This is a genomic window from Pseudomonas sp. W3I7, from assembly GCF_030816095.1.
Taxonomy (GTDB): domain Bacteria; phylum Pseudomonadota; class Gammaproteobacteria; order Pseudomonadales; family Pseudomonadaceae; genus Aquipseudomonas; species Aquipseudomonas salomonii.
The window spans coordinates 5,670,044-5,686,707 of the sequence record NZ_JAUSXP010000001.1; the positions used below are offsets into that span (position 1 = coordinate 5,670,044).

Here is a 16,664-nt window from a genome sequence, read left to right on the forward strand (position 1 = left end):
TCGCCAACATTTGTGCCCAGGAGACCTCACATGCCTGACTTCTCTGGCTTGCCGCTGGTGATCGAGTCCAGCGACCTGCTTGGTCGCCTGGATGCCGACCACTTGATTCTGGTGGACCTCACCAGTGCCGCCCGCTACGCCGAAGGGCATATCCCCGGCGCGCATTTCGTTGATCCCAAGCGCACCCAACTGGGCCAGCCGCCAGCACCCGGCTTGCTGCCGCACAAGGCCGAGCTGGAAAAGCTGTTCGGCGAACTGGGCCACACCCCGGACGCCACTTACGTCGTCTACGACGACGAAGGCGGCGGTTGGGCCGGGCGGTTTATCTGGCTGCTCGACGTGATCGGCCACCAGAAGTACCACTATCTGGATGGTGGCCTGCTGGCCTGGCTGGACGAAAAACACCCGGTGACCACCGAAGTGCCCGCCCCGGTTGGCGGCCCGGTCAGCCTCACGCTGCACGACGGCCCCACCGCCACCCGCGAATACCTGCAAAGCCGTCTTGGTGCAGCCGACCTGGGCATCTGGGACGCGCGCGGCCCGCTGGAATATTCCGGCGAGAAAGTGCTCGCCGCCAAGGGTGGGCACATCCCCGGCGCCGTCAACTTCGAATGGACTGCCGGCATGGACAAGGCGCGCAACTTGCGCATCCGCCGCGACATGCCGCAGATCCTCGAAGACCTCGGGCTGACCCGCGACAAAGAAATCATCACCCACTGCCAGACTCACCACCGCTCTGGCTTCACCTACCTGGTGGCCAAGGCGCTCGGTTATCCGCGAGTCAAAGGTTATGCCGGTTCCTGGGGCGAATGGGGTAACCACCCCGACACCCCCGTCGAGATTTAAGGTTTAAGGACAGTTATGAAAAAGCAGTTGTTTATCCTCAGCCAGTACTTGCTGCCCCACCACTTGCTGTCGCGCCTGGCCGGCTGCATTGCCGAGTGCCGCGTACGCTGGTTCAAGAATGCCTTCACGGCGTGGTTCGCCAAGCGCTACCAAGTGGACATGTCTCAGGCACTGGTTGAAGACCTCACCGCCTACGAGCACTTCAACGCCTTCTTCACCCGCGCCCTGAAAGACGGCGCCCGCCCGCTGGACGAAACCCCAGGCGCGGTGCTCAGCCCAGCCGACGGCGCGGTCAGCCAGCTTGGCCCGATCGAACATGGCCGGGTGTTCCAGGCCAAAGGCCACAGCTACAGCGTGCTGGAGTTGGTGGGGGGCGATGCGGCGCTGGCTGCACCGTTCATGGGCGGTGATTTCGCCACTATTTACCTGTCGCCGAAAGACTACCACCGCGTGCACATGCCGCTGGCCGGCACACTGCGCGAGATGGTCTACGTGCCAGGCCGGATTTTCTCGGTCAACCAGACCACGGCCGAAAATGTGCCGGAACTGTTTGCGCGCAACGAGCGTGTTGTCTGCCTGTTCGACACCGAACGCGGCCCGATGGCTGTGGTGTTGGTGGGCGCGATGATTGTGGCGTCGATCGAAACCGTATGGGCCGGGCTGGTGACGCCGCCGAAGCGTGAGCTGAAAACCTTCCGCTACGACGAAGCTGCACGTGCGCCGATCCATCTGGAGAAAGGTGCTGAGCTGGGCCGTTTCAAACTGGGTTCGACCGCCATCGTGCTGTTCGGGCCGGATCAGGTGAAGTGGGCAGAAGAGCTGGTGGCAGGTACGCCAGTGCAGATGGGCCAGGGTATCGCACTGCCGAAAGCCTGATTTGAAGCTGATGCAAATCAAATGTGGGAGCCGGGCTTGCCCGCGATAGCGGCGTATCAGTCAATACTTCAATGACTGAACTACCGCTATCGCGGGCAAGCCCGGCTCCCACAGTTACTGCAATCTTGCAGTTAGATCGGCTTACAACTGCCCGTCGCGATCGCGAAAGCCCAACAGATACAGCACACCATCCAGCCCCAGCGTCGAAATCGCCTGCTTGGCCGATTGCTTCACCAACGGCTTGGCACGGAACGCCACGCCCAACCCGGCAATCGCCAGCATCGGCAAGTCATTGGCGCCATCGCCGACCGCAATGGTCTGCTCCAGGCGCAAACCCTCCTTGTGGGCCAATTCCTTCAGCAGGTCCGCCTTGCGCTGTGCGTCGACAATCGGCTCGACCGCCACGCCGGTCACCTTGCCATCCACCACTTCCAGCTCGTTGGCAAACACGTAGTCGATGCCCAGCTTGGCCTGCAATTGCTTGGCGAAGTAGGTGAAGCCACCGGACAGGATTGCGGTTTTGTAGCCCAGGCGCTTGAGTTCGGCAAACAAGGTTTCGGCGCCTTCGGTCAGGCGCAGCGAAGCACCGATCGAATCCAGCACGCTTACGTCCAAGCCCTTGAGCAGCGCCAGGCGCTCCTTGAAGCTGGCGCGAAAGTCCAGCTCACCGGCCATGGCGCGCTCGGTGATTTCGGACACTTGCTCGCCCACGCCCGCGGCCTTGGCCAGCTCGTCGATGACTTCGGCTTCGATCAGCGTGGAGTCCATGTCGAACACCGCCAGGCGGCGGTTACGGCGGAACAGCGAATCTTCCTGGAAGGCGATGTCGACATTCAGTTCCTGGGCCACGCTGAGAAATTCGGCGCGCAGGGCTTGCGGGTCGGCCGGTTCGCCGCGCACGGAGAACTCGATGCAGCCCTTGCCTTTGTCAGCCGGTGTGTCCAATGGCATACGACCCGACAGACGGTCGATGTGGTCGATATTCAAACCATATTGAGCGGTGATCGAGCTGACCCGCTGCAATTGTTCGGCGGTTACTTTGCGGGTCAGCAGCGTCACGATATGGCGCTTTTTGCCCTGACCTTCGACCCAATGCTGGTAATCGGCTTCGGAAACCGGGGTGAAACGCACCTGCTGATCAAGCTTATAGGCCGTAAACAGGATGTCTTTGAGCACCGACGAGGCCTGCTCGGTGCTGGGGATTTCCACCAGGATGCCGAACGACAACGTGTCGTGGATCACCGCTTGGCCGATGTCGAGAATGTTCACACCACCCTGGGCCAGAACACCGGTAATGGCTGCGGTGAGACCCGGGCGGTCTTCGCCAGTGATGTTTATCAGGACAATTTCGCGCAAAGCGCACCCCCAGGCTGGAAAAAAACCGCATTCTACCCACTTTCAGTGACCATCGGGCACAGCGAGCGCTTTGCCGGTTCTAGGCCTGTCGCTATACTGCGCGTCAACTTCACGGACCAAGAGCCGAGCGCAAGTGAACCGGCCCACGCCAGTAAAAACCGATAACTTCTTCCTGCTGATCTTCCGGGCACTGCGCCACCGCCGTGTACCGATCGCATTACGCATCGCCAGCCATAACGTGATCCTGGTCGCTCTGGCCTTGGTGATCTACGCCTGCGTGATGGGTTTGCAGTTCAAGCAGGCCATGCACGAGCAAGCCGACGCCCTGGGCGAGAGCCTGACGACCCAGACCGCCACCTCGGCGACTGAGTTGCTGGTGTCCAACGACATCCTCAGCCTCAACGTGCTGCTCAATAACCTGACCAAGAACCCGCTGGTGGCCCACGCCGCCATCTACAGCGTGGACAACCGGATCATGGCCGAAGCCGGGCAGCGCCCGAAAAACGGCCTGCTGGGTGAAGCCGAAGGTCTGTATTCGAGCAATATTACGTTTCAGGATGTGAAGGCCGGGCAACTGCGCATCAGCCTCGACATGCAGCAATTCCAGCAGCCGATGACCATCAGCCTGCAAAGCATGGGCATCCTCAGCGCGATCCTGCTGGCCTTGGCCCTGGCCCTGAGCTTGCGCCTGGGTCGGCATATCTCCACGCCGCTGATGCAACTGCGCATCTGGCTGCGCGATATCGACGAACACACCCCGGCCACCGACCGCCAGGATGAAATCGGCGACCTCGCCCGCCAGCTTCACGCCAGCTTCGCTCCCGAGCCGGTGGTACCTGAGGTTGAACCCGAACCTGAGTACGACGACACCGACTATGACGACGAGCCCGAGTTTGAAGTGCGCAACCTGCGTGACCCAGGCTTTGACGAAAGCGCGCCGGTGGCCGCCCTCAAGCCTGCGCCACGCCAGGTGATCAAGGCCGAAGAAGACGAACTGGACGACGAAGACCCGTTCGCCGACCTGCGCGACACCGCGGCCGCCGCACCCGTTGTGGCTCCGCAACCTGCGCCGGTGAAAAATACCGAGCCGCAGCACAGCGCCGTACTGGCTGTGCAACTGGGCTCGCAGGACCAACTGCGTCGCCTGCCCCGCGCCCGCCTCACCGAATTGCTGGAGCGCTACCGCGACTGCCTCGACCAGGCTGCGTCGCTCTATCAGAGCGAGCTGCACACCCTGAACGACGGCAGCACGTTGATGCTGTTCCACAGTGAAGACAGCGGCGAAGACTACCTGACCAACGCGATTTGCTGCGGCGAGCTGCTGCGCGCCCTCGGCCATGCCTTGCAGATTGAAGTGGCCGACAGCGGCATTACCTTGCAGCTGCAACTTGGCCTGACCGTCGGTGACGATCTGTTCGGCATGAGCCAGATCGACCTGTTGCTTACCGAGATTGCCCAGGATGCGCTGGCCTTGTCCCAACACAGCCGCAACCTGCTGCTGGTGGAGCGCAAGATCAGTGAAGATGCGTTGATCCGCCAGCGCGCACGTATCCGCCCGATTGCCAGCCCTGAAGGCGCGAGCTGTGTAGAGCGGCTGATGGAGCCGTACCCGTCGATGCTCGAACGGCAGTTGGCGCGCATGCATGAGACCCGTAACAAGCCCTGATGGCTACATAGGGCCCCTGTGGGAGCGGGCTTGTGTGGCGAGCAAGCTTGCTTGCGCTGGGGTGCGAAGCGCCCCCAAAAAGCCGGAGACTGCTGCGCAGTCAACGGAGCAAGCGCCCTCGCCACAGCAAGCCCACACATTGGATCTTCAAAAGGGCTCAAATCGTAGACAATAAAAAGGCCCGCTGAGTCAGCGGGCCTTTTGTTTGGGCGCGATTCAGATCAGAACCTGAACACTTCCATATCCGTGCGAATCGGCGTAGCCATCGGCATCTTCGGCTTCTGCGGAGCTGACGGTTTGGCCTGGGCCGGCGCTTGCTTGCGCGGTGCCTCGGCCACTGGCGGCTGGTTGGCCAATGGCTTGAGCGCCACCGACAACTGTTGCGCCAGATGCTGCAACAACACGCCCTGGGCCTGGACCTGGGACGCGGTGGTGCCGGTATGTTCTTCCTGCAGGTGCACGATGCGGTTATCGCGCACCTGGCCACGGCGGTCGATCAGGCGCCATTGAGCGTCAAGAATTGCCGGTTGCGAAGCACCCGAATCGAGCCGCGTGATGGTCAGCAATACCTGCACATCCGGGGTAAAACCGGCTGGCCCAGGTGCAAGCACCACACGCTGGCTGTCGAGATGGCCAGCCACCTGACGCAACATCAGCTGGTTGATATCGGACGACAAACTACCCGCCCAACGACCATCGGTTGAACCTTGCAGGCTGCCGTCGTTCTGACGTTGAAGCAGGGTTTCGCGTTGCAGGTAATCAGCAACGACGACCGGGCCAAGCAAAACGGCCATGCCTGCAGTTTGCGCAGGCTGAGCCGGACTTCCGCTGTCCAGCTGGTACAGCGACACCGGTTGGTGTGTGCTGCAACCCGCCAGCCCCAAAAGGCCAGCGAGCATCAAAAATAAAGGAAGGCGTGGAGCAGTCATCATCCCATCCAGGTGGCTGCCACAAGGCGAACCACAATGTAATACTAAAAATAACCTAAACACGCTCGGCCACGCCGGCGCTGGAAAGGCCATATCATCCGTGAATATGCGCCCTGACTCCAGCGCGAAAGCGTCGATCTACGCGTTAAATCGTAGATCGAGCCCTCTAATCCGCCTTAAACAGGCGTTTCCACCAGCAAAGCATCCACGCGCTGGAAGCCACGCGGCAGTTTATTACCCCGTCGGCCACGCTCACCCTTGTAGTGTTCAAGGTCGTCAGGGCGCAGAGACAACGTGCGCTTACCGGCCTGAAGCACCAGGGTAGAGCCTTCCGGGATCACCGCGATGTCGGTCACGTACTCTTCGCGACTGGCCACGCGCTCCCCGGGAATCCCGATAATCTTGTTGCCCTTGCCTTTACCCAACTGCGGCAAATCGCTGATCTTGAACACCAGCAAACGCCCTTCAGTGGTCACCGATGCCAGCCAATTGCTCTCGCGGTCTTCCACGGTACGCGGCAGGATCACCTTGGCGTTGTTCGGCAAGCTCAACAACGCTTTGCCCGCCTTGTTCTTGGCCTGCAGGTCTTCACCCTTGACCACAAAACCGTAACCCGCGTCGGAGGCGATCACATACAGCGAATCGTCGTCGGGCAGCAGCACGCACTCGAAATTCGCCCCCGGTGGCGGCGTAAGGCGCCCGGTCAGCGGCTCGCCCTGCCCGCGTGCCGATGGCAAGGTGTGCGCGGGCACCGAGTAGCTGCGCCCGGTGGAGTCGATAAACACCGCAAACTGGTTGGAACGCCCGGCAGCAGCGGTCTTGAAACCATCGCCGGCCTTGTACGAGAGGCCGGTGGCGTCAATATCATGCCCTTTGGCGGAACGAACCCAACCCTTTTCCGACAGAACGACGGTAATTTTCTCGTTAGGCAGCAACTCGGTTTCTGTCAGAGCTTTCGCTTCTGCGCGCTCGACAATCGGCGAGCGACGGTCATCGCCATAGGTTTCGGCGTCTTTGATCAGTTCGCTGCGCACCAGCTTCTTGAGCTTGGATTCGCTGCCCAACAGGGCTTGCAGCTTGGCTTGCTCCTTGAGCAGCGCGTCTTGCTCGTCACGCAACTTCATCTCTTCGAGGCGCGCCAACTGACGCAAGCGGGTGTCGAGGATGTAGTCGGCCTGGATCTCGCTCAGCTCGAAACGCGCGATCAGCTCGGCTTTCGGGTGCTCAGCGGTGCGGATGATGTGGATCACTTCATCCAGGTTGAGGTAGGCGATCAGCAAACCGTCCAACAGGTGCAGGCGGCGCTCAACCTTGTCGAGACGAAATTGCAGGCGGCGGCGCACGGTCTGTACGCGAAACTCCAGCCATTCCACCAGCAGGTTGCGCAGGTTTTTCAGCTGCGGCTTGCCGTCCAGGCCGATGATGTTGACGTTGACCCGATAGCTGGATTCAAGGTCGGTGCTGGCGAACAGATGCTGCATCAGCACTTCGTGGTCGACCCGGCTGTTGGTCGGGATGATCACGATGCGGCAGGGGTTTTCGTGGTCGGACTCATCACGCAAGTCAGCCACTTGCGGCAATTTCGACGGCTTGGCCTGCATCAGCGCGGCGATCTGCTCCAGCACCTTGGCACCGGACACCTGGTGCGGCAGTGCGGTGACGATAATGTCGCCGTCTTCAATGTGGTAAACCGCGCGCATGCGCACCGAGCCCTTGCCGGTCTCGTACATCTTCAGCAGGTCGGCACGCGGCGTGATGATTTCCGCTTCGGTCGGGTAATCCGGGCCTTGAATATGCTCGCAGAGCTGCTCGACCGTCGCTTTTGGCTCATCAAGCAAACGCACACAGGCAGTCGCGACTTCGCGCAGGTTGTGCGGCGGCACGTCAGTGGCCATGCCGACCGCGATGCCGGTGGTGCCATTGAGCAGGATATTCGGCAAACGCGCCGGCAACACCAGCGGTTCGTCCAAGGTGCCGTCGAAGTTCGGCCCCCAGTTCGCGGTGCCCTGGCCCAACTCGCTGAGCAGCACTTCCGAGTAGCGCGACAGGCGCGCCTCGGTGTACCGCATGGCGGCAAAGGACTTGGGATCATCCGGCGCACCCCAGTTACCCTGGCCATCCACCAAGGTGTAGCGGTAGCTGAACGGCTGGGCCATCAGCACCATGGCTTCGTAGCAGGCCGAGTCGCCGTGGGGGTGGAACTTACCGAGCACGTCACCGACGGTACGCGCCGATTTCTTGTGCTTGGAATCTGCGTCCAGGCCCAACTCACTCATGGCGTAGATAATGCGCCGCTGCACGGGCTTCAGGCCGTCGCCGATATGCGGCAAGGCACGGTCCATGATCACGTACATGGAGTAGTTGAGGTAGGCATTTTCGGTGAAGTCAGCCAGCGATCGGCGTTCTACGCCATCTAAGCTGTCTGCGAGGATGTCACTCATGCGGGCCTCATCATTGTTTGGTCTGGCGCAGCAGCATGGTGCCGCTGCGCTGGGTAAATTCAAGTTGTTTCAATGCACTCATGCCCAACAGCACCTGCTCGCCGCCCAGGCCCGGCGCCACCAGCGCGCGCACGTCCTGCAGGACGATATCGCCCAGCTTCAGGCGATCAAGGCGGGTGCGGTAGCCCTGGCTACGCCCATTGGCGGTGCTCAAGGTTACGGGCGGGCCACGTTGGAGCCCGAGGCGGTCGGCCAATTCGGCCGGCACCGCCACATCGGTCGCGCCGGTGTCGAGCATAAACTCCACCGGCGATCCGTTGATCTGGCCGCTGGCGACAAAATGCCCTTGGCCGTTGCCCAGCAATTTCACTTCGATGTAACCCTCGTGCTGCTCCGAGGTCACCACAGCATTAGGGTTTTCCTGACGCGCTTCCCACTGCCCAAAAAAACGCGTGGCCAAAAACAGCCCGGCGCCCCATGCCACGAACATCAGTACACGTCCGGCACGTTTGCCGGGCGGCGCTGCCGTCATGGTTGCGCGCCCCAGCCACCGGCCGGCGCGGCAAAACGATAGACCACCGGGCGTTTTTCACCGTCGGCGCGCGGGCCAAAATTATTGTCGATGCCCAACCACGCCCCTTCGGCATCCATGACCAGGGCCTCGGCCAGGCCATAGGGCTGGGCATAACGCCGGTTCGGTGTCAGGGTTTCGTCGGCAAACGACCAGCACAGCTCGACTTTGGCCGTGACCGCATCGCGCCGGCAAATCTGGAACGCATTGCGCTCCAGAGTAAACAGCTTGCCGTTGAACAGCGCCAGGTCGGCAAAGTCCTTGGACACCGCCTTGGCGTTGGTGAACTGTGCCGGCTGCACTTCCTGGCCGGCCTCGCTCAGCAACACACAGGGCCCGTCGCAATCCCACACGCTCTGGCCACGTTTGATCGAGATCAACCCTCGTCGCTCACGCTCGGCGGCCAGCCAAATCTGATTGCCTTCGGGGCTGATCGCCAAACCTTCGAACAAGGCATTGAAGTGCAACAACATCCCACTGGCCCGCGCTTCGCGGACCATGCCCGGAGCAATCTTCAACCATTGCGGCGCACCGTTCACCGGCACTTGCAGCACCGCCGCATGGGCTTCACTGACAATGTAACGGTTGCCGGCGGCGTCACAGGTGATGCCTTCAAAATCCAGGTCGCCGCCACGAATGAACGACGCAGCCTTGGTGCGCGAGCGCAAGCCCCAAGGCAGACCGGACTCCGGCACCGGCGGCACCTCGATCTTCACGGTTTCGGCCTTCCAGGTCGGCGCGCTGATATCGAGGCGGTAGATCTGGTCGTCATCGCGGTCGGAAACCGTCCACAAGTCCTGGCCACACAGCGCCAGGCCCGACAGGTTGCCACCGCGCATGCCGTCCACCGGGTGTTCGGAGACCCATTTAAGCTCAGCCACGGGCGCGGCCACGCCTTGGGTGGCCACCAACCCACTCAACATCAGGATCGCCAGGGCGAAGCCTGTGCGCATCAGCCCAATACCTCGGCCAGGTTACCCTTGGACTCCAGCCAGGCTTTGCGGTCCGGCGCACGCTTCTTCGCCAGCAGCATGTCCATCATTTCCGACGTGCCGGCGAAGTCTTCCAGGGTCAACTGCACCAGGCGCCGAGTGTTCGGGTCCATGGTGGTTTCACGCAACTGCGGCGGGTTCATCTCACCCAGGCCTTTAAATCGCGTGACCTGCGGCTTGCCGCGTTTCTTCTCGGCCACCAGGCGGTCAAGGATGCCATCGCGCTCGGCTTCGTCGAGGGCGTAGAAAATCTCTTTGCCCAGGTCGATACGGTACAACGGCGGCATGGCGACGTAGACGTGGCCGGCATCCACCAACGGGCGGAAGTGCTGCACAAACAGCGCGCAGAGCAAGGTGGCGATGTGCAGGCCGTCGGAGTCGGCGTCGGCGAGGATGCAGATCTTGCCGTAGCGCAGCTGGCTCATGTCCGCCGCGCCCGGGTCTACACCAATGGCCACGGCGATGTTGTGCACTTCCTGGCTGGCGAGGACTTCGCTGCCGTCGACTTCCCAGGTATTGAGGATCTTGCCGCGCAACGGCAGGATCGCCTGGAATTCCTTGTCCCGCGCTTGCTTGGCGGAACCGCCGGCGGAGTCACCTTCGACCAGGAACAGCTCGGAGCGCATCGGGTCTTGCCCGGCGCAATCGGCCAGCTTGCCTGGGAGTGCCGGGCCCTGGGTGATGCGCTTGCGCTCGACTTTCTTGCTGGCCTTCAAACGACGGCCGGCGTTATTGATCGCCAGCTCAGCCAGGGCCAGGCCCAGTTCCGGGTGCTCGTTGAGCCACAGGCTGAACGCGTCCTTGACCACACCGGAGACAAACGCCGCCGCCTCACGGGACGACAAACGTTCTTTGGTCTGGCCGGAGAACTGCGGCTCCTGCATTTTCATCGACAGCACGAACGCGATGCGCTCCCACACGTCTTCCGGCGCCAGCTTCACACCGCGTGGCAACAGGCTGCGGTATTCGCAGAACTCGCGCATGGCGTCCAGCAAACCCTGACGCAAACCGTTGACGTGGGTGCCGCCCTGGGCGGTGGGGATCAGGTTGACGTAGCTTTCCTGCACGCTGTCGCCACCTTCGGGCAACCACAGCAGCGCCCAGTCGACGGCTTCTTTATTCCCCGCCAGGCTGCCGCAGAACGGCTCGTTGGGCAGGCGTTCAAAGTCGCTGACCGAGTCTTCCAGGTAGGAGCGCAGGCCATCTTCGTAGTGCCACTCGACCTTTTCGCCGGTGCCCTTGTCTTCAAAGCTGACCAGCAGGCCCGGGCACAACACCGCCTTGGCCTTGAGTACGTGCTTGAGGCGGCTGATGGAGAATTTTGGCGAATCGAAGTATTTCGGGTCCGGCGCGAAGTACACGCTGGTGCCGGTGTTGCGCTTGCCGACGCTGCCGATGACTTCCAGGTCGGTGGCCTTGTAGCCATCGGCGAAGGTCATCTGGTACTCGTTGCCGTCGCGCTTGACCTTGACCCGCACCAGCGTGGACAGGGCGTTGACCACGGAAATACCCACACCGTGCAAGCCACCGGAGAACTGGTAGTTCTTGTTGGAGAACTTGCCACCGGCATGGAGCTTGGTAAGGATCAGCTCGACGCCCGACACACCCTCTTCCGGGTGAATGTCCACCGGCATGCCGCGACCATCGTCGGACACTTCCAGGGAATGGTCGGCGTGAAGGATGACCTGTACCGACTTGGCGTGCCCGGCCAAGGCTTCGTCGACGCTGTTGTCGATGACTTCCTGGGCAAGGTGGTTCGGCCGACTGGTGTCGGTGTGTACATGCCGGGGCGTTTGCGCACCGGGTCGAGGCCCGAGAGGACTTCGATGGCGTCGGCGTTATAAGAGCTAGCGCTGGGAGTGGCCATGGGGTCTCGTCGTGAGTCGTTCGATTAAAAAGTAACCTTGGACTTTACAGTGCTGCAAAGTCGAAGGATTGATACTGATCTGCGCCAATGCCGGCAAAACTCAACATGGCCGGCAATTGCTGGGCGAACCCCTGGTAACCATGGTCGCCACCGGCCTGGATGCGCAAGGCACAGGCCCGGTAATACTGCTGGGCGAGGCGATAATCCAGGGTTTCGTCCCCGGTCTGCAACCACACCTGATAACGCGCGGCGTCCTGGGGCGCCGGCACTTCCAGTTCGGCCAGGGCCGTGACGTGGTCGTGGGTCAGCTCCCAGGTTTCATCGGTGTAGAGGTTCTTCTGGGTGCCCAGGTAACCGTCAAACATCCGATGCGGGCTGACCGCCGGGTTCACCAGCAGCGCTTTGAGGCCATGCCGCTCGGCAAGATGGGTTGCATAGTAGCCGCCGAGTGAGCTTCCCACCAGCAGCGGCCGCCCCAGTTCTGCAATGGCCTCTTCCAATTGAGGAATCGCCTGACGCGGGTGGTGATGCAGGGCCGGCACACGCAATTGGTCGCTCAAACCGAGGCTGTCCATCACGGTGGTCAACTGGGTGGCCTTGTTGGACGCAGGCGCGCTGTTGAAACCGTGGATATATAGAATCGAAGCGGACATGCCGGGCTCTCCGTGCATCAGCCAAAGAGGCGCAGTTTACAGGGAATACAGACAGATGCGGATCGAATGTGGGAGCTGGCTTGCCTGCGATGGCGGTGTATCAGCCACCGAGTGATTGACTGGCACACCGCTATCGCAGGCAAGCCAGCTCCCACATGTTGATCAGTGTTTGCAACGTATTAGTAGCCGTTACTGCCGTAATCGACGGTAAATTCGAATCCTTTTATCCGCTCCACACCCGTCTCCAACCGTCCGTCGGCATGCAATCGCAGCCAGCGATACCCTGGCGCCTGCTCGCTGACCTTGAAGTCCTCGCTGCCCGGCGCGAACTGGATACAGGTGGACGGCGACGCCAGCAGGCGCACGCCGTTGCGCTCGCGGTCGATTTCCTGATGCACATGGCCCCACAGCACCGCCTTTACCTGTGGGAAGCGGTCGAGTACGGCAAACAGGGCTTCAGGGTTGCGCAGGCCGATCGGCTCCATCCACGCACAGCCGATGGAGACCGGATGATGGTGAAAACACACCAAATGATGACGGTGTGGCGCTTCGCTAAGCGCCTGGGCGAGCAATTGCAGCTGCTGGTCCTGCAAGTAACCGGGCACCGAGCCCGGTACCGCCGAATCCAGCAAAGTGACGCGCCAATGGCCAATGTCGACCACCGGTTCAAGCAAATCACTGTGCACGGCGGCATGGGCCATGACCTGCGGTTCGTCGTGGTTGCCGGGAATCCAGCGCGCCGGCGCGTCGATCTGCCCGGTCAGGTCGCGAAACTGCTGGTAAGACGCCAGCGAGCCGTCCTGGGACAAGTCCCCCGTGGCCAGCACCAGATCGATCTGCGGCTGCTGCTCGCGCACCAACCCGATCACGCGCTGCAGGCTGTCGTGGGTGTTCATGCCCAGCAGCGAACCGTCGGCCTCGGCAAACAGGTGGCTGTCGGACAACTGCACCAGCAGCGCCGGCGCATCAGGGTTCACGGTGGATACGCTCGGCAAGGCGCTCTCCCAGGGCAATCACAGGAATGGATAACTGGCGCGATTATGCTGGGGCAGGACACAAAGAGGAAAGACGCAGTTCACATCTAGCGCACGACTTCGAACTCATGGCCCAGGGCCAGGCAGTGACTCAACCATTCGCCGAGGAACACATTGAGTTGTGCTTTCTCATCGGGCTGGTGCATGAACACATTCGGATAAGGATAGATGCTGCGAAAGCGTCGCGCATGTTCGGCGCTGATAACTTCGGCCATGCGCGCATCGTGATACACCTGAACCTCCAGCTGCGGCACCGGCAGCCAGGGCAGGCTGTGCTCCTGGCGCACCCGCAGGGTGGTGGTGTACGGGCAGTTGACGATGACCTCAAGGGTCAGCACGCCCAGCATCTGGTCGCCATGGGTCACGGCAATACGCCGCGCCTCAGGCGCGTGACGCATGTCGGGGAGCAGGCGCATCAGCCGCGCGTAGTTGGCCTCGCAGGCCGCTTGCAGCCCGATCAGGTCAACTCGGTATCGTTCCCGTGCCTTTACTGCCATAACCCCCTCACTTCCGCGCGATTAAGCGCAAGCCATTGCAGGGCGATAATGCTGGCTGCGTTGGAAATTTTGCCGTCACGCACCGCTTGCAGGGCATCTTCGAACGCCCAGGGGGTGACACGGATATCTTCTGCTTCTTCTTCCAGTCCATGGACACCACCTGCACCTGAGCTGTCGCAACGGCCCAGATACAAGTGCACGAATTCGGTACTGCCACCGGGCGACGGGAAATATTTGGTGATCGGCCACAGCGCAGAGAACGTAAGGCCAGCTTCCTCCTCGGCCTCACGGCGTGCAACCTCCTCCGGTTGTTCGTCCTTATCAATCAGCCCCGCGACCATTTCCACCAGCCATGGGTTGCCGGTACGGCCCATGGCGCCGATACGGAACTGCTCGATCAACACCACCTCATCGCGCTGCGGGTCGTAGGGCAACACGCACACCGCGTCATGGCGAACGAAGACTTCACGATTGATCACCCGGCTCATGCCGCCATCGAACTTCTCGTGGCGCAGTTGCACGCGGTCAAGCTGGTAGAAGCCCTTGTAGGCATTGTCGCGCTGAACGATCTCGATGGTGTTCGGCGTCGATTTGGCAATGTCCGTCATATCCTTCCTCGTTACGCAGGTGCAATTCGCGCCATCCTAACGCGCCCATGGCCCTTGATGCAGCCCCTTTCCAGTTGCCGGGATAGACGGCGAGCGTCAAACTCACTCTAATCAGCTTAGTGGCGAACTGACGGCTTTGTTCGCAGTCGAAGCGCTACTCTTTTTCGCTTTCCATCGATTTCCGAAGGACGCACATGTCGCTTTTAAAAATCGCCTCCGTGGCCTGTATTGCCTTGACTCTGGGCGCTTGCCAGAGCCTGTTCCAGCCCAGCTACCTCAAGCCCCTGGACACCAAGCCGGACACTTCCGAACAGATCAAACCCGGCTGCAACAGCCCGGAATGCCCGCTGGTGAACATCGACACCGTGCACTTCCCCAGCGAGCCGCAGCTGGACAGCATTGTTGAGCAACGCCTGCTGCAAATGACCCGCACCACGCCCGGCGCCAGCGTGCCGCCGACCCTGAATGCCTACCGCGACAAGTTCCTGCGCGATTCGCCGAACCGCAACAGCATGTACTTGCAAGCCAAGGTACGTGAGCAGCATGACGGACTGGTGATCGTTGAAGTGTCCAGTTATCTGGATACCGGCACCGCCCACGGCGAGCCCGGCCGCGGTTTCATCAACTATTCACGCCTGCTGCACAAAGAGCTGAGCCTGGCCGACATGTTGCTGCCGGGCCAGGAACAGGCGTTCTGGAACACCGCGAAAGTCGCCCACAACACCTGGCTGATCAATTCGCAGATGGACCGCGATCCGGAGTTTGTGAAGAACTGGCCGTTCCAGAAAACCCCGAACGTGGCTCTGACCAGCGCCGGTGTGGTACTCAAGTACAACGTGAGCACCATCGCCCCTTACGCACTGGGGCTGATCGAAATGACCATCCCCTATGCGCGCCTCACCGGCGTTCTCAAGCCTGAGCTGATGCCTGCGCGCCACTGACCGCACGCCCTAACACCAGCTGTAACAACCCTGCCAGTACCAGTGCCGGCAGGGTTGCGCCGATATCCGGATACAGGTTGGCCAGCACGTGATAGGTGGCGATGCCACCCAGCCAGGCCACCAGCGCCGGCCAATGCAGGTTGGCAACCATGCCCTGGCCACGCCGGCGCAGGATAAAGTGATCCACCAGCACCACGCCGAACAGCGGCGCAAACACCGAGCCGATCAGCAGCAGGAAGTTCTGATACTGCGCCAACGGCGCCAGGCAGGCGATCAAGGTGCAGATCACGCCGATGGCCAAGGCCAGGTGCTCGACCTTCAAGCGCAACAACATACCGCTGGACACCGCCGCCGAGTGAATATCGGCAAAGGCGTTTTCCGACTCGTCCAACAGAATCAGCAGCAGCGGAATGCCCAAGCCAGCACCGGCCAGCGCCAGCAACAGCGCATTTACTTCACCACTGGGCGCAAACGCCAGGGTGTAGGCCACGCCCAGGCTCATCAGCCAGAAATTACCGATAAAGAAGCCCAACGCCGTCCCGCCGAACACGCTTTTGGCGCGCCGGCCGAAGCGTGAGTAATCGGCGATCAGTGGCAACCACGACAGCGGCATGGCGATGGCGATATCAAACCCCACCGCAAACGGCATCGAGCCATCGCCGGACCTGGCCCACAACGCCGCGAGGTCGGCCTTGGCGAACAGGTTCCAGGTCAGCCATACGCAGGCGGCGAGCAGCAGCCAGATGCCCCATTTACGCAGGATTTGCCGCACAAACGTCAAAGGACCGCTGACTGCCAGCAAGGTCGCCAAGCCACCGAAAAACAGAGTCCACAGCAATGGGCTGGCGAGCAGGCTGCCCTCGCTGAACGCGCGCGTACCGAGCAAACTGGCGGCGTCGCGCATCACGATGATCTCGAACGAGCCCCAGCCAATCAATTGCAGCAGGTTCAGCAGCGCCGGCAGGCTCGCGCCCTTGCTGCCGAGGCTGAGTTTGAGCGCGGCCATGGCGGACAGGCCGGTATCGCTGCCGATCACACCGACGGCGGCCAGCAGCAATACGCCGACCAGCGTGCCGAGGAAAATCGCCAGCAACGAGCCGCACAAGCCCAGGCCCGGCGCGAGCAAGGCACCGGTTTGCAGGACCATCAGGCCGATGCCGAGGGAGAACCACAGGGAGAACAGGTCGCGGGCGCCAAACACGCGCTTGTCAGCCGGCACCGCGATTTCAGGGGAGTAAGTACTCGGTTGAATGCTCAAGGGTGTTATCTCTGAGGGACAGGTGTTGTTTGTCAGATCGCTATCGCGGGCAAGCCCGGCTCCCACACTTGAACGCATTTCAAATGTGGGAGCCGGGCTTGCCCGCGATGAGGCCCGTACAGGCACCTC

14 protein-coding genes and 1 pseudogene are annotated in these 16,664 nt (G+C 61.6%); 4 read left to right on the top strand and 11 right to left on the bottom strand.

The window, feature by feature from the left end; genetic code table 11:
• Window positions 1-30: 30 nt before the first annotated feature.
• Together rhdA and asd are read left to right on the top strand one after the other, a co-directional pair.
• Window positions 31-846: a thiosulfate sulfurtransferase gene (rhdA, locus tag QF043_RS26170; RefSeq protein ID WP_307420703.1), complete on the top strand. Its 816-nt coding sequence runs from the start codon at window positions 31-33 to the stop codon at window positions 844-846.
• A 15-nt stretch (window positions 847-861) separates the two neighbouring features.
• Window positions 862-1,722, top strand: coding sequence for an archaetidylserine decarboxylase (gene asd, locus QF043_RS26175; protein ID WP_236369486.1), 861 nt, complete (start codon window positions 862-864; stop codon window positions 1,720-1,722).
• A gap of 141 nt (window positions 1,723-1,863) precedes the next feature.
• Here the strand turns inward: asd and serB are convergent, their stop codons facing one another.
• Entirely contained in the window at window positions 1,864-3,078 is a 1,215-nt protein-coding gene (serB, locus tag QF043_RS26180) for a phosphoserine phosphatase SerB (RefSeq protein WP_017138476.1), read from the bottom strand.
• 133 nt (window positions 3,079-3,211) lie between these two features.
• Between serB and QF043_RS26185 the strand changes: the two genes are divergently transcribed.
• Window positions 3,212-4,744, top strand: a complete 1,533-nt coding sequence (locus tag QF043_RS26185) for an AhpA/YtjB family protein (protein ID WP_307420705.1) — start codon at window positions 3,212-3,214, stop codon at window positions 4,742-4,744.
• A gap of 221 nt (window positions 4,745-4,965) precedes the next feature.
• Here QF043_RS26185 and QF043_RS26190 read toward each other — a convergent pair whose 3' ends face one another.
• The 9 genes and pseudogenes from QF043_RS26190 to QF043_RS26230 form a co-directional block, all read right to left on the bottom strand.
• Window positions 4,966-5,673, bottom strand: coding sequence for a membrane integrity-associated transporter subunit PqiC (locus tag QF043_RS26190; protein WP_307420706.1), 708 nt, complete (start codon window positions 5,671-5,673; stop codon window positions 4,966-4,968).
• Between the two features lie 176 nt (window positions 5,674-5,849).
• A complete protein-coding gene (parC, locus tag QF043_RS26195) occupies window positions 5,850-8,114 on the bottom strand; it encodes a DNA topoisomerase IV subunit A (protein WP_056860538.1) in 2,265 nt (754 codons plus the stop codon).
• Between the two features lie 10 nt (window positions 8,115-8,124).
• Window positions 8,125-8,646, bottom strand: coding sequence for a TIGR02281 family clan AA aspartic protease (locus QF043_RS26200; protein WP_058422427.1), 522 nt, complete (start codon window positions 8,644-8,646; stop codon window positions 8,125-8,127).
• Window positions 8,643-9,638, bottom strand: a complete 996-nt coding sequence (locus QF043_RS26205) for an esterase-like activity of phytase family protein (RefSeq protein ID WP_307420707.1) — start codon at window positions 9,636-9,638, stop codon at window positions 8,643-8,645. Before QF043_RS26205 ends, QF043_RS26200 begins: the two co-directional genes overlap by 4 nt.
• Window positions 9,638-11,544, bottom strand: a pseudogene (parE, locus tag QF043_RS26210) (DNA topoisomerase IV subunit B). Before parE ends, QF043_RS26205 begins: the two are co-directional and overlap by 1 nt.
• 44 nt (window positions 11,545-11,588) lie before the next feature.
• A complete protein-coding gene (locus tag QF043_RS26215; RefSeq protein WP_056860542.1) occupies window positions 11,589-12,197 on the bottom strand; it encodes a YqiA/YcfP family alpha/beta fold hydrolase in 609 nt (202 codons plus the stop codon).
• 179 nt (window positions 12,198-12,376) lie between these two features.
• On the bottom strand, window positions 12,377-13,192 hold the full coding sequence (gene cpdA, locus QF043_RS26220; RefSeq protein WP_307420708.1) for a 3',5'-cyclic-AMP phosphodiesterase: 816 nt from the start codon (window positions 13,190-13,192) through the stop codon (window positions 12,377-12,379).
• Window positions 13,193-13,278: 86 nt separating this feature from the next.
• Window positions 13,279-13,728: a DUF1249 domain-containing protein gene (locus QF043_RS26225; protein ID WP_017138485.1), complete on the bottom strand. Its 450-nt coding sequence runs from the start codon at window positions 13,726-13,728 to the stop codon at window positions 13,279-13,281.
• On the bottom strand, window positions 13,719-14,336 hold the full coding sequence (locus QF043_RS26230) for an NUDIX domain-containing protein (protein ID WP_305457272.1): 618 nt from the start codon (window positions 14,334-14,336) through the stop codon (window positions 13,719-13,721). Before QF043_RS26230 ends, QF043_RS26225 begins: the two co-directional genes overlap by 10 nt.
• Window positions 14,337-14,530: 194 nt before the next feature.
• Here QF043_RS26230 and QF043_RS26235 point away from each other — a divergent pair, with 194 nt between their 5' ends.
• Window positions 14,531-15,277 (top strand): RsiV family protein, encoded by a 747-nt coding sequence (locus tag QF043_RS26235; RefSeq protein ID WP_307420709.1) that lies wholly within the window; start codon window positions 14,531-14,533, stop codon window positions 15,275-15,277.
• On the opposite strand, the gene cytX is transcribed toward QF043_RS26235, so the two are convergent.
• The gene (gene cytX / locus QF043_RS26240) at window positions 15,246-16,535 is read right to left on the bottom strand and encodes a putative hydroxymethylpyrimidine transporter CytX (RefSeq protein WP_307420710.1); all 1,290 of its coding nucleotides are present in this window, start codon (window positions 16,533-16,535) and stop codon (window positions 15,246-15,248) included. The genes QF043_RS26235 and cytX overlap by 32 nt on opposite strands.
• Window positions 16,536-16,664 lie beyond the last annotated feature (129 nt).